Source organism: Alphaproteobacteria bacterium, assembly GCA_037200005.1.
Classification (GTDB): Bacteria; Pseudomonadota; Alphaproteobacteria; order UBA9219; family RFNS01; genus JBBCGY01.
Genome location: JBBCGY010000001.1, coordinates 404,954 through 416,866, shown reverse-complemented (window position 1 = coordinate 416,866; position 11,913 = coordinate 404,954). Strand labels below are relative to the sequence as shown.

Sequence of the window (11,913 nt, the reverse complement as noted above, 5' to 3'; positions counted from 1 at the left end):
GTCAGAATCCTTCCTGAACCCGCTCCGGCGCGACAGCGCGGAGGAACTTCGGCTCGAAGCTCTTGCGGAAATCCGGCATGGGTTTGTCCTTGAAATTCGCGTCGTCGCGAAGAATGTAATGCGCATTCGCGGCCAGCAAGCCGGTCAGGCTGCGGTCAAGTTTAATTCCATGATCGAAATCCGGCCAATCCAGTTTGACCACCTCAATATCCATCTTAACCGTTTCGGCAAGCAAGGGTATGACGGCTTCCGTATTGTCCCGAATATAGGCTTCGGCCTTAAGCATCGCCTTCAGAAGCTTTTCAACGGTGGCGGGCCGCTCATCCGTCATAGCTTTGGTAGCGACAAGCAGGCACGCCCAGTCATATAAAGTTTTGTCGCGCAGACGTATTCCCTTATCGCCCAGAAGGCGCATGGCCTGACTGCCCCAAGGCTCCCAGACGACAAAGGCGTCGATCACGCCGCCCTCAAGGGCGCGCGGCATGGCGGGCGGCTGCAAAGGCTGCAGCTTCACTTCGTCCAGCCGCAGGCCCAATTTATCCAAAAGCCGCGCCAGGTAGAAATAAGAAGTCGTGCCGGGCAGATAGCCGATGCGCTTGCCTTTTATATCCGCCTCGCGCGCGATGCCGTGATCCCGGCGCGCGATCAGGGCCTGTTCCGGATTGCGCTGCACTTGAGCCAGAACGCGCAGGCCGTGGTCGTGAAACCCCAGATAGCTGATCGGCCCATCGCCGACATAACCGAAATCGGCCTTACCCGCGACGAGATTGTCCTGACATATCTTGCCGCTGACGGACGGCAGGAATTCGACATCCAATCCTTGCTCCCGGAAATAGCCTTTTTGCTCCGCGATATAGGCCAGTTCCGACGCCAGGCTCTGCGGGCGGCAGAAAATCACCTTTTCCAGTTCCGACGCCCGCGCGGGAAAGGACAGCAGAAGCGCCGCACACAGCAGGACGAGGCGGTGCATCGTCACATCCCCTCTCCCACCCGATCCGGCGCGACGGCGCGGAGGAACGACGGATCGATAAATGGGCGAAAATCGGGCACGGCTTTATCCTTGAAATTCGGATCGTCGCGGATGATATAGCGCGCGTTCTTTTCCAGCAACGCCGTCAGGGACGGGTTGAGCGTGATCCGGTTATCGTAATCCGGCCAGTATTTCTCGATCACCGCCGCGTCGAAACGCACCGCCTTCGCCGCGATCCGCATCGTTTCCGCCGGATGGTCCTTGACGAAAATTTCCGCTTTCAGCAGCGCGCGCAGAACCGCCCGCACCGCGGCGGGATCGTTTTGCGCGATAGCCGCCGTCACGCTGAAAACCGACGCGTAATTATACAAGGCGGGATCGCGTAGTCTTATAGCTTTGCCGCCCAATTGCTTGAGCGCCGCGTCGCCCCACGGCTCCCACATCACGAAGGCATCGATCATGCCGCCCCGCAGCGCCTGCGGCATTACCGGCGGCTGCATTGCCGTAAGCTTGACGTCATCGGCGGTCAATTTCAATTTTTCCATCAGGCGGGCGAGATACAAGGCCGACACCGTGCCGGGCAGATAGCCGATGCGCTTGCCCTTCAGATCGCTTTCGGCGGCGATCCCGGCGTCGGCGCGCGCGAACACCGCCGTCTCGGGATTGGTGCCGAGCTGCGCCACGAGCAGCAGAGGATGGGCGCGGAATCCCAGATAGGTGAACGGCCCCTCGCCGCCGAACATCATGTCGCCCTTTCCGGCGACCAGATTGTCCTGGCATATCTTGGCGTTGGTGGCGGTCAGGAAAACCGGCGCGATGCCCTCTTCCTTGAAATACCCGTTTTCCTCGGCGACATAGCCCAGCAACGCCACGAGGTTATCGGGACGGCAGAAGGTTATGGGCTTGTCCGCCGCCGAAACGGAAGCGGGCAGGAAAAGCAGGAAAGCAAGCGCCGCCCGCGCAAGGCGCATCACATGCCCTCCCCGACGCGCTCCGGCACGACGGCTTTCATCGGGCCGGTCGCGAGATTTTTGCCGTAATCGGGCAGCGGCTTGCCGATGAATTCCTCCTGATTCTTCACCACCCATTCGGCATAGGATGTCACCAGCGGCAGAATGTCCTTATTCATGTCGACGCGAAACGGCGGCACGACATAGCTGCGCGCGAAGGCCATGTCCTGCTCGGTGCGCACGGCGACGATACGGGCGCTTTCCTCGGGATGCAGATTGATATCCGCTTCCGCCCTGATCAGCGCCCGCAGCAATTTCTCCGCGACGCCGGGATGCGCGTCGAGCCAGGCCTGGGTCGCGGCGCAGAAGCTCTGGCGCGGATAGAAGCCGTCATTCTCGATTTCACGCACTTTGCCCTCGAACGCCTTGCGGATCGCGGTGCGCCAGGGCTGCCATGTCACGAACGCGTCGATCTGCCCGCCGATCAGCGCCGCGGCTCCCGCGGGCGGCTGCAGCGGAACCGGCGTGATATCGCCCCAGCTCATGCCGTTCTTTTCCAGCAAGCGGATCAGGAACGCCTGCGACGAGGTGGAAGCGGCGAGGCCGATTTTCTTGCCTTTAAGGTCGGCGGGCTTTTGAATCGGCGAGTCCGCCGGGAACATCACGGCGTCGTCCAGGCTGACCCCGTAAGAGGCGATGACACGCAAGGCGTCGGTCTGGAATCCGGCATAGACGAGATTCGTGGCCACGACCGAGGCGAAATCCGCCCGCCCCGCCAGCAGCGCCTCCATGCCGAGCTTGCCGGTCTCGATGGTTTCGTATTCGACCTCGAGCCCTTCTTCGGCGAAATAGCCCTTCGCGAGCGCGACGATGACGGGAACGGAGATGCCCGGCGAACCGGCATAGATTATTTTTTCCGGGGCGGGTTTTTCCTGGGCCGGGGCCTCCTGCGCGCGCAGACCGTGGGGGAACAAGAAAAGCGCTGCGCCGACAAGAGATATCAGCTTCAATGATTTCAGCATCGCGGGCACCTGACCTTGAATGTTGGCACGGTTACTGATGCCTCACCCGTTACTTAGGCGCAAGGTCAATCCCGCTTTCCGGAGTCTGCCCCGTTTCGCCGCCCGGCTGCGGCGGCGGGCGGACCGGAGCAAGAAGGGCGCTGAGATGAGCGCGCGCTTCGGCGGCGTATCGCGGATGCTGCAGCGCCACGGCGGCGGCGCAGCCTAAAAGCCCGACTAGATGGCCGCAATCGTGACGCATGCCGGGATATACGAAACCCCGAAACGACTGCTCCTGCCTCAGTCTTTCCATGGCGTCGGTAAGCTGGATTTCGCCGCCGGCGCCTTGCCCGGTTCTGGCGAGATGGGAGAAAATTCTCGGCTGCAGGATATAACGTCCGACAATCGCCGACGTCGAAGGCGCAACGTCTGGCCGGGGCTTTTCGATCATGCCCTCGATCGCGGCGGTCTGACCTTCGGGCGCGCCGAGTTTCAGGATGCCGTAGCGGTTGGTCTGGTCGCGCGGCACGTTCGTGGCCGCGATGATATTACCGCCATGCCGCCTATAGGCCTGCATCATCTGCTCGAGGCATCGGGGCCTGCCCAGCGTGATCTCGTCGGGCAGCATGACCGCGAAAGGCCGGTCGCCGACATACGGGTTAGCGCACAGCACCGCATGGCCGAGTCCCAAGGGCCGTTCCTGATAGACCACCTCGACCTGTTCGGGCCGCAACGCGGCGGCGCTCAGAAAATCGAGAACATCTTTCTTGCCCCGCGCCCGCAGCGTGTCTTCGAGTTCCGGATGCGGCTCGAAATGCCTCGGCAATATTTCCTTGCCGGGACTCAGCACGAAGACGAAGCGGTCGATGCCCGCCTCGCGCGCCTCGTCGATGATATGATGAATCAGCGGTCGGTCGAAAGCCGGCAGCATTTCCTTCGGAAGCTCCGGCGACACGAAATTTCTGGTGCCAAGACCGGCGGCTGGAATCACGGCGATGCGAATAGAATCGGCCATTTTTATTCTTCCATATCAATGAACGATAAAGTTTAACCGTAAAATGTCCTTACAGCCCCAATTAATAACGATTTTTCGGGAAAGTAAAAAGGTTTTCGTGTTCGGGAATCGGGGTTAAAACCGCCCCGGCGCGCAAGCTTCGCGGCCCGGAAGAATCATTGGACACGAGGCATTGGAATCCTGCTATAAAAACGGCGGGAGATTGGCGGCGGACGGCGTTCTCGCCAATCCGGCCAGGGCCGAAAGGCAGCAACCGTAACGAGTTTCGCGCCGGGTCGTCGTTTCAATCTCCCACTTAACCATGAGGACAGGTAACAGTCGCGAGCCGCCGGAAGGCGTGCTTTTCCGGCCATCGATGACTGATCGCTGATTGATATGAGCTTATTTCCCGCCGCCGCTCTCCCCGATTCCGATCCGGTTCCCGGCGGCAGCGCCGCGCCCTATCGCGTCCTCGCCCGCAAATACCGCCCCAAGAATTTCCAGGAATTGATCGGCCAGGAGGTCGTCGTCCGCACGCTGACCCACGCGATCAAGGCCGGACGGCTGGCCCAGGCCTGGATGCTGACGGGAGTCCGCGGCGTCGGCAAGACCACGACGGCGCGCATCATCGCCCGGGCACTGAACTGCACCGGCCCGGACGGCAAGGGCGAGGCCACGCCTGACCCGTGCGGCGTCTGCGGCAATTGCGTCGCCATCGCCGCCGACCGGCATGTCGACGTGCTGGAAATGGACGCGGCGTCGCGCACCGGCGTCGACGACATCCGCGAGATCGTCGACGGCGTGCGCTATAATCCGGTCAACGCCCGCTACAAGGTCTATATCATCGACGAAGTCCACATGCTGTCCAAGAACGCCTTCAACGCGTTGCTCAAGACGCTGGAGGAGCCGCCGCCGCATGTGAAGTTCATTTTCGCCACCACCGAGGTGCGCAAGGTTCCGGTGACGGTGCTGTCGCGCTGCCAGCGCTTCGATCTGCGCCGGGTGGACGCGGAAACCCTGATCGCGCATTTCGCCGGCGTCGCCAAGGCCGAGGAAACGTCCATCGAGCCCGAAGCCCTGGCGCTGATCGCCCGCGCGGCCGACGGCTCGGTGCGGGATGGCTTAAGCCTGCTCGATCAGGCCATCGCGCGCGGCGGCGAAAGCGTCACCGCCGCCGCCGTGCAGGAAATGCTCGGCCTCGCCGACCGCACCCGGGTCATGGATCTGGCGCGGCATATTTTCTTCGGCGAGATGCGCGAAGGAATCGGCGTCTATGACGACATGCAGCAAAGCGGCGCGGATCCGCTGGTGCTGCTTCAGGACATGGCGGAGCTGACGCATCTTCTGACCCGCGCGAAGCTGGCGCCGGACATGGCGCAAGGCAGCGCGCTGCCGGAAATCGAAAAGCAGTTCATCGCCGCGTCGGGCAAGCTCGAGATTCCGGCGCTGACCCGCGCTTGGCAAATCCTGCTCAAGGGCATCGGTGAAGTTCAAGCCGCGGCGCATCCGGCGCAGGCGGCGGAGATGGTCTTGATCCGGCTGGCTTACGCCGCCTCGCTGCCGCCGCCCGCCGACCTTATCCGCAAATTGCAGCAAGATCAGGCCGCGGCGAGTGCGCCATCGCCTTCCGGCGGGCCGGGCCATGGCGGCGGTCCAGTGGCCATGATGACGCGCGGCAATGTCGCGCTCGCCGTCAGGAATCCGCAGCCCGTCGCCGCGCCCGCCGCCGACCTCCAGATCAAGCCGCCGATGGCGATGCCGGATGATTTCCGCGCGCTGGTCGCCATGTTCGCCGAAGGGCGCGAAGTCAAGCTTTACGGCGAATTATACCAGTTCGCCCATCCGGTCAAACTGGAGCCCGGCAAGCTGGAACTGTTCCTCGATCCTCATGCGTCTCCCGATCTCGCCTCGCGCGCCGGGGCGTGCCTGACGGCATGGACCGGACAACGCTGGCTCGTCACGCTGGCGCGCGACGCCGGGGCTCCGACATTGGCGACTCTGGACGCGGAACGGGAAGCGGCGGAGCGCGAGGCGATTCTCGGCCATCCCCTGGTGCAAACCGCGCTCGGCTTGTTTCCGGGCGCGAAACTCGGCAAAATCCGTTACGCCGTCGCGCCGCCCGAATCGAAACCCGCCGCGGAAAACGAAACCGACAGTCCCCTTGAACCCGTTTTTGACCCCACCGAGGAGTAATTCATGACCAATCTGGCGCAAATGATGAAACAGGCGCAGGAAATGCAAGGCAAGATGGCGCTGCTCCAGGGACGGCTCGACGAGATCGAAGTCACCGGCCAGAGCGCGAACGGACTGGTGCAAATCACGATGACCGCAAAAGGCCGGATGCGCAAAATCAAGCTCGATCCCAAGATCGTCAATCCCGGCGAGGTCGAGATGCTCGAAGACCTGATTCTCGCCGCCGCGGGCGACGCCAAGACCAACGCCGAAGCCGCCGTCGCGGGCGAAACCGAGAAAATGATGGGCGGCCTCAAGCTGCCGCCGGGCGTGAAATTGCCGTTTTAAGCGCTAGAGTTATTTTTACCGCCATAGGGGACTATGAGTTTCTTCACGATCAGGCCGGTGACCGACAAGGCGGAAGATTTGCATATTCTGGCGCGGTTCTGCGTCGATCTCGCCGCGCATGACGGCTATAAAATCGAGATCAACGCGCGCGAGCTTGGCGAGCAGCTTTTTTTCGGCGGCACCAATGTGCGGGCCTTTTTCGGCGAGCGCGACCGGCGGCCCATCGGCTTCGTCATGTTCTACGAAGCCTTCACCTCTTATGGCTGCCAGCGCGGACTTTACATTCCGGGAATCTATGTCGAGAAGGAATATCAGCGCCTCGGTTACGGCATACGATTATACCGTTTCGTCGCGCGCTACGCCCTCGATCACGGCTTTCAGTTCATCAGCGGCGTCGTCGAAAGCCATAACGAGATGGCCAAAGATTTGTACAAGAAAGCCGGAGCGGTCATTTATCCCGGCTGGTCCTATTGCACGATCGGCCGCGAAGATTTGGAAAAAGCCGCCGCCATGAGCCACGCATGAACGCGCTCGAACGCCTGATCCAGCTGCTGGCGAAATTTCCCGGCCTCGGCCCGCGCTCGGCGCGGCGCGTGGTGCTGCATCTGCTGAAAAAGCGCGAGACGCTGATGCTGCCGCTGATCGAGGCGCTGCAGGAAACGGCGGCGCAGATGAATTTCTGCTCTCAATGCGGGAATCTCGACGTCGTCGATCCCTGCCGGGTCTGCACCGACGCCGCGCGCGACCGGACGCGGATTTGCGTCGTCGAGGATGTCGCCGATTTGTGGGCGATCGAGCGCAGCCATGCCTTTCGCGGGCTTTATCATGTGCTGGGGGGCAGCTTGTCCGCGCTCGACGGCATCCGGCCCGGCGATCTGCGCATCGCCGAGCTTATGGAGCGCGCGGGCAACGGCACGGTGCAGGAAGTCATCCTGGCGCTCAACGCCACCGTGGACGGCCAGACCACCGCCCACTATGTCGCCGAAAGGCTTGCGCCGGGGGGCATCCATATCAGCCGCCTGGGTCATGGTTTGCCGGTGGGAGGACAACTCGACTATCTCGATGACGGGACCCTGACGGCGGCGATGCTGGGGCGAAAAAAAGCGTCATAAGGAAGTTGAACCGCTTTCACCGCTTCTTAACGGATTCGGTTGACAACATGTCTTCGGCGTCGCACAGATAAGCATGGGGCGCGGGCCTCATTTCCACGAGGGCTGTTTTGAATATCGGCTTGATCATTAATGCCAAGGGCAAAGTATGCCTTGTCCATGACGAGGCTTTCGAGGCGGTCCCGGTATGGGTCGCCTACGATATCGACGCCAAAAAAATGAAAATCATCTTCGATACCGGAACCGACTATCCGATGGATTGGATGGCGACGGACGAGGTCAATTATTACCTAACAAAAATCCGTAAGATATTGCTTATTAGAATAGAAAATGAAAAAGTGATCGAAGGCTATGACACGAGCTTCGTGAAATACCGCAACGGCAAATATTATGAAGAGCCGGCAGAGGCCGGTTAGGGTTCACACCATGTATAAGGCGCCCCCAGAGGTTTTGAAGCGCGCGATCGACGATGGCTTCCCTCTTGACCGGTTGGCCGACATCGACGCGCCCGTGCCCATCCTGCCGCCCGAGATCGAAGAGCTGGCCCGCGAAGCGCTGTTCGGCGACAAGGAGAGCGGGGGCCGGGATCGGCTGTCTTTCGGCGGCATCCAGCGCTATATCGAGGTCGGCGATAAAAATCCCTTCATCGACCCGGCAGGCATTCTCGGCTACCGCCTAGTCGCGCAAGAGCGGGAGGCGGCGCAAAACCGGGGCGGTCCGCAAAACAAGGCAGCGCCAGTCGCGAAGAACCAAGCCCGCCGCGCCGCGGCCACGCCCGGCATGAATTTCAGCCATCAGCCCGCGCCGCCGACCTCGACGGGCTAGCGCGTGCATAAAAGGCGCTGCACTTTCCTCGCCCTCATTGCATTCCTCGTCACGGCCGATGCGCCAGCCCATGCCTGCCTGTTCGATCAGACGCAGAGCCATGATATAACCGTCAAATCTGACAACGAGCCTCGGCATTATCTGCTGCATCTGCCGCAGCAGCAAAGCGCCATGCCCGCGCCGCTGGTCATCGTCCTGCACGCGTTCGGCGAAAGCGCCGCCGCGATGGAATCGTTGAGCGGATTTTCGGCGATGGCCGACCGGCAGGGATTCATCGCCGCCTATCCCGAAGCGGAAACTGGCGGCTGGCGCTTCGCACAGCAGGATTCGCAAAAAGACGTAGACTTCATCCGCGCCGTGATCGGCGACATCGCCGCCCGCATGCCCGTCGATACGGGGCGCATTATTCTGGCCGGTCTTTCAAACGGCGCGCAGATGGCATGGCGCATGGGATGCGTCGCGCCGGATCTGTTCGCGGCGATCGCGCCGGTCGCGGGCAGTTATCCGCTCTACGATGACTGCCAAAGCAGCCTGCCGCTTCCGGTGATCGCGTTTCACGGCACGGCGGATAAAATCATGCCTTATTACGGACGCTTCATCCAGTTCGGCCCGCGCGCCTTCATGCGCGGCAGGACGGCGCAAAATCGCTGCGATCCGAAACCCGCGCGCGCCATAAGAAGCGGGATGATCGCCGAACAGTGGAGCGACTGCCGCTACGGCGCGGATGCCGCCTTCTATACGATCCCCGGCGGCGCCCACGCATGGCCGTCCGGCGCTGAGGAGCTGATCTGGGATTTCTCGGAACATCACGCGCGGCGGTGATCTCTAAATCACGCGCCCGTCTTCTTGGTGGCGTAAAAACGGTAGAACTTCATCCCGGCCTGGAACGCGGCGGCGCGGCGCGCCCATAATTCGATTTCGCCCATGATGAGCGGCTTGACGTCCTCGGCGAGCTTTTGCTGCTTGAGAAACGGCACGAAGCGCGCCAGCGCCTGCAGAATATCTTTTTTATAGGCCTCGGTGCGGTCTTCGCTGACCCGCATATCATAGCCGAAGCCCGACCATAATTCCTGCGAGGCATTGAGCGACAATGGCCGCGCGCCCGCTTCATGGCCGAGCCATGCCTCCATCGCGGGCAGCGAAAGATCGGGTTCCTCGACGATGAAATCGGTCCATGACACCTGGCCGTAGCTTTTCAGGCTGCCGGTCACGACGCCAATGAAGCGCGGCTTGTCTTTGATCCGGAAAAAAAGCTCGCGCGCCAGCACGCAATCATAGCGCCGCTCGGCTTCGTGGATCTCGGGGTCATAGTGATCGACGGGCGCGTTGCGGGCCATGCCCTGGCGCAGCGACTGCGCCGCGCCGTAAGCCGCGAGCGCGGGATCGGGTTCCAGGCCGGTGACATAGGTCTTGTATTCGCCGGCGATCCTCCGCGCCATGCCGCCAAGCCCTGCGGAAAGATCGACGACGCTCATTTCCTTGGTCAGGCCGAAGGGCGCGACCATGACTTCCATCAGGGGCTTGCCGAGCGGCAGGTGCCACCCCGCGCCCCATATTCTTTCAAGCAGCTCCGGACGGCTTGTCCGCCATCCCGGACGCACGGCCGGAGGTGAAGCGGGCGCAACGGCGGCAGGTTCGGGCTTGATGGCTTTTTGAATGGTCGCGGCGCGCGGCGCGGGTTTGGAAAAAATTTTCCGGCGCAAACCGGACGCCAGGCGCGCCAAGCCAGCGGCGAAGCCGCCGCCTTTGGGGGAAGCCCGTGTTTTTTTCGACCCGGAACGCGAATCAGCCATAATTCCAGTAAAGCAATTTTTGGGCTGAGGTGCCAATAGCTGCTGAATATGGGCCGCGCGCGAAGGCGCGCATGACGGCCAGTCCGCCTTCGCTCGCTACGCGAGCTATGGCGGACACTCGGTTTTTCTAAACTCGCTGCGCTCGCTAAGAAAAACCAGTGGTGGGCGCGACAGGGATTGAACCTGTGACCCCTACCATGTCAAGGTAGTGCTCTCCCGCTGAGCTACGCGCCCTCTGCCACAAGAGGGGTTCGTTTACATTAATCGGCGGCGCGGATGCAACCGGTACGGCAAACAGCTTTAAGCGGCCGCCGGCTTCGGAAGAAGATCCCATACGGCATTTGCCGCGCGGCGCGCGGGGCCGGTGGGATATTTTTCCTGAATATCGAGCAGATCCCTTGTCATGTGCCATCCGGCGAGCGACCTATCGGCCTTAACAATTTTTCTCAGAACGGCAAGGTTGCTGGCGGCGACCCAGGCGCTATCCCGCTTCCAGCGCGGCGCGGGTCAAATCTTGGGCGAATTCCGCAAAGCCATCGTTTTTCATGACGGACTCCTAAAAAAATAAATGAGCGCGCAATTAAATTAAATCGGGCTAATTATAACAACGAATCGCGAAAGTAAAACCCTCTTGAACGCCGCGCCATGCCCCAAAGATTAACGCTTCCCTTCGCCGATTATGAACGGCCACGCGCGGCCTGGAACGGCGTCATGATCGTCGGCGAAGCGCCGGGAGCCGAGGGAAATCCGGCAGGGCCGCCCCTTCGTCGGGCGCAGCGGGCAACTGCTCGACAAAGCCCTGGCCGAGGCGGGCATCGAGCGCCCCGCCAGCTTCATCGCCAATGTCTTTCGCTATCAGCCGCCGGGCAACAAGGGTGGACCATTTCTTCGCCTCGCGCCGCGCGGCGAAGGCGGCGGGCGAAGCATTGGCTGAGGATTGGGGCCTGATGAGCGGCAAGCTGTGCCTCGCCCAATTCAAGCCCGAGCTTGAGCATTTGCGTGATACGATCCTGGCCGAAAAGCCCCGCGCACTGCTGGCGGTCGGGCGCACGCCGCTATGGGCGCTGACCGGCCTCAATGGCGTGACGGCAGAGGCGGGCAAGACCCATCCCTGCCGCTTCGCGCCGACAATCCCGGTGATCTGCACCTATCACCCGAGCTTCATCCTGCGCGGCAACTGGGCGCTGATGCCGCAGTGGGTCGGGCATATGAGAAAAGTGAAAGGAGAGGGAAAGAGCAGGCTTAAGGGACGAGGGCTTTGCGCAGCAACGTCAGCCTGTCCGCCGTTTGCTTGACGTCATTCTGGCTGAAAACGACGCGGGCCGGTCCCTGCGCCAGCCTGACGCATAACCCCCTTTTTTCCTGCGTGAAAATCTCCTGCACCGTCCATTGATTCAGATTGCCGGATTCGACGGATTTGGTCTGAACCTCGTCGCCGGGCTTAATGACGGTTTTTCCGTCGCTGGCCAGGAATTCGGCTTGCCGCTTGGCCAAGTCGCCGCGCAGACGCGAAAACCCGGAAGCCTTTTCGGCTTCTTTATTTACGCTTTTCACCCATATCGGCGATAAGCGTGCCGCGCAATTTGGACATAACCCATGCCCTCCTTCGTAATATCAGCCTTCGACAATACCCCGAATTCCATGAAAATAATTGAAATGCGAATCAGGCTCTTTGATATCCGCTTTCCATTATCCGCCTTTCGCAGTTGCAAAATTCCCGATTCGGCTGTGGCGGCACGGCCACGCCTGTG

Annotated in this window: 15 protein-coding genes, 1 tRNA gene and 1 other RNA gene; 10 read left to right on the top strand and 7 right to left on the bottom strand. The window is 61.5% G+C overall.

Translation table 11 applies throughout. The annotated features are described in order from the left end of the window. Nucleotide 1: 1 nt before the first annotated feature. Genes WDO70_02190 through WDO70_02175 form a run of 4 tightly spaced genes read right to left on the bottom strand, consistent with a single transcriptional unit; the run spans nucleotide 2 to nucleotide 3,936 of the window. Nucleotides 2-970 (bottom strand): ABC transporter substrate-binding protein, encoded by a 969-nt coding sequence (locus WDO70_02190; GenBank protein MEJ0062030.1) that lies wholly within the window; start codon nucleotides 968-970, stop codon nucleotides 2-4. Between the two features lie 2 nt (nucleotides 971-972). Beyond that, the gene (locus tag WDO70_02185) at nucleotides 973-1,941 is read right to left on the bottom strand and encodes an NrtA/SsuA/CpmA family ABC transporter substrate-binding protein (GenBank protein ID MEJ0062029.1); all 969 of its coding nucleotides are present in this window, start codon (nucleotides 1,939-1,941) and stop codon (nucleotides 973-975) included. Next, nucleotides 1,941-2,942: an NrtA/SsuA/CpmA family ABC transporter substrate-binding protein gene (locus tag WDO70_02180; GenBank protein ID MEJ0062028.1), complete on the bottom strand. Its 1,002-nt coding sequence runs from the start codon at nucleotides 2,940-2,942 to the stop codon at nucleotides 1,941-1,943. The genes WDO70_02185 and WDO70_02180 overlap by 1 nt, the downstream gene beginning before the upstream one ends. 49 nt (nucleotides 2,943-2,991) lie before the next feature. Further along, nucleotides 2,992-3,936 carry a UTP--glucose-1-phosphate uridylyltransferase gene (locus WDO70_02175; GenBank protein MEJ0062027.1) on the bottom strand — a complete coding sequence of 315 codons (945 nt, stop codon included), beginning with the start codon at nucleotides 3,934-3,936 and terminating at the stop codon, nucleotides 2,992-2,994. 197 nt (nucleotides 3,937-4,133) lie between these two features. Between WDO70_02175 and ffs the strand changes: the two genes are divergently transcribed. The 8 genes from ffs (at nucleotide 4,134) to WDO70_02135 (ending at nucleotide 9,191) form a co-directional block, all read left to right on the top strand. Beyond that, an RNA gene (gene ffs, locus WDO70_02170) (signal recognition particle sRNA small type) lies at nucleotides 4,134-4,231 on the top strand. An 80-nt stretch (nucleotides 4,232-4,311) separates the two neighbouring features. Continuing rightward, the gene (locus tag WDO70_02165) at nucleotides 4,312-6,108 is read left to right on the top strand and encodes a DNA polymerase III subunit gamma/tau (protein MEJ0062026.1); all 1,797 of its coding nucleotides are present in this window, start codon (nucleotides 4,312-4,314) and stop codon (nucleotides 6,106-6,108) included. Nucleotides 6,109-6,111: 3 nt separating this feature from the next. Then, nucleotides 6,112-6,435: a YbaB/EbfC family nucleoid-associated protein gene (locus WDO70_02160; GenBank protein MEJ0062025.1), complete on the top strand. Its 324-nt coding sequence runs from the start codon at nucleotides 6,112-6,114 to the stop codon at nucleotides 6,433-6,435. 33 nt (nucleotides 6,436-6,468) lie between these two features. Then, nucleotides 6,469-6,960 (top strand): GNAT family N-acetyltransferase, encoded by a 492-nt coding sequence (locus tag WDO70_02155; protein ID MEJ0062024.1) that lies wholly within the window; start codon nucleotides 6,469-6,471, stop codon nucleotides 6,958-6,960. Beyond that, nucleotides 6,957-7,547: a recombination mediator RecR gene (recR, locus tag WDO70_02150; GenBank protein ID MEJ0062023.1), complete on the top strand. Its 591-nt coding sequence runs from the start codon at nucleotides 6,957-6,959 to the stop codon at nucleotides 7,545-7,547. The genes WDO70_02155 and recR overlap by 4 nt, the downstream gene beginning before the upstream one ends. Before the next feature lie 119 nt (nucleotides 7,548-7,666). Then, nucleotides 7,667-7,960 carry a hypothetical protein gene (locus WDO70_02145; protein MEJ0062022.1) on the top strand — a complete coding sequence of 98 codons (294 nt, stop codon included), beginning with the start codon at nucleotides 7,667-7,669 and terminating at the stop codon, nucleotides 7,958-7,960. Between the two features lie 10 nt (nucleotides 7,961-7,970). Continuing rightward, complete coding sequence (locus WDO70_02140; protein MEJ0062021.1) at nucleotides 7,971-8,369, top strand: hypothetical protein; 399 nt, start codon at nucleotides 7,971-7,973, stop codon at nucleotides 8,367-8,369. A gap of 3 nt (nucleotides 8,370-8,372) precedes the next feature. Further along, nucleotides 8,373-9,191, top strand: a complete 819-nt coding sequence (locus WDO70_02135) for a PHB depolymerase family esterase (GenBank protein ID MEJ0062020.1) — start codon at nucleotides 8,373-8,375, stop codon at nucleotides 9,189-9,191. A gap of 8 nt (nucleotides 9,192-9,199) precedes the next feature. Here WDO70_02135 and WDO70_02130 read toward each other — a convergent pair whose 3' ends face one another. Then, complete coding sequence (locus WDO70_02130; GenBank protein ID MEJ0062019.1) at nucleotides 9,200-10,162, bottom strand: methyltransferase domain-containing protein; 963 nt, start codon at nucleotides 10,160-10,162, stop codon at nucleotides 9,200-9,202. Between the two features lie 159 nt (nucleotides 10,163-10,321). Beyond that, a tRNA-Val gene (locus tag WDO70_02125) sits at nucleotides 10,322-10,396 on the bottom strand. Between the two features lie 511 nt (nucleotides 10,397-10,907). Here WDO70_02125 and WDO70_02120 point away from each other — a divergent pair. Both WDO70_02120 and WDO70_02115 read left to right on the top strand, forming a co-directional pair. Continuing rightward, a complete protein-coding gene (locus WDO70_02120) occupies nucleotides 10,908-11,096 on the top strand; it encodes a uracil-DNA glycosylase family protein (protein MEJ0062018.1) in 189 nt (62 codons plus the stop codon). Then, nucleotides 11,005-11,457 carry a hypothetical protein gene (locus WDO70_02115; GenBank protein ID MEJ0062017.1) on the top strand — a complete coding sequence of 151 codons (453 nt, stop codon included), beginning with the start codon at nucleotides 11,005-11,007 and terminating at the stop codon, nucleotides 11,455-11,457. The genes WDO70_02120 and WDO70_02115 overlap by 92 nt, the downstream gene beginning before the upstream one ends. Here WDO70_02115 and WDO70_02110 read toward each other — a convergent pair. After that, nucleotides 11,405-11,716 carry a hypothetical protein gene (locus WDO70_02110; GenBank protein MEJ0062016.1) on the bottom strand — a complete coding sequence of 104 codons (312 nt, stop codon included), beginning with the start codon at nucleotides 11,714-11,716 and terminating at the stop codon, nucleotides 11,405-11,407. The genes WDO70_02115 and WDO70_02110 overlap by 53 nt on opposite strands. Between the last annotated feature and the right edge of the window lie 197 nt (nucleotides 11,717-11,913).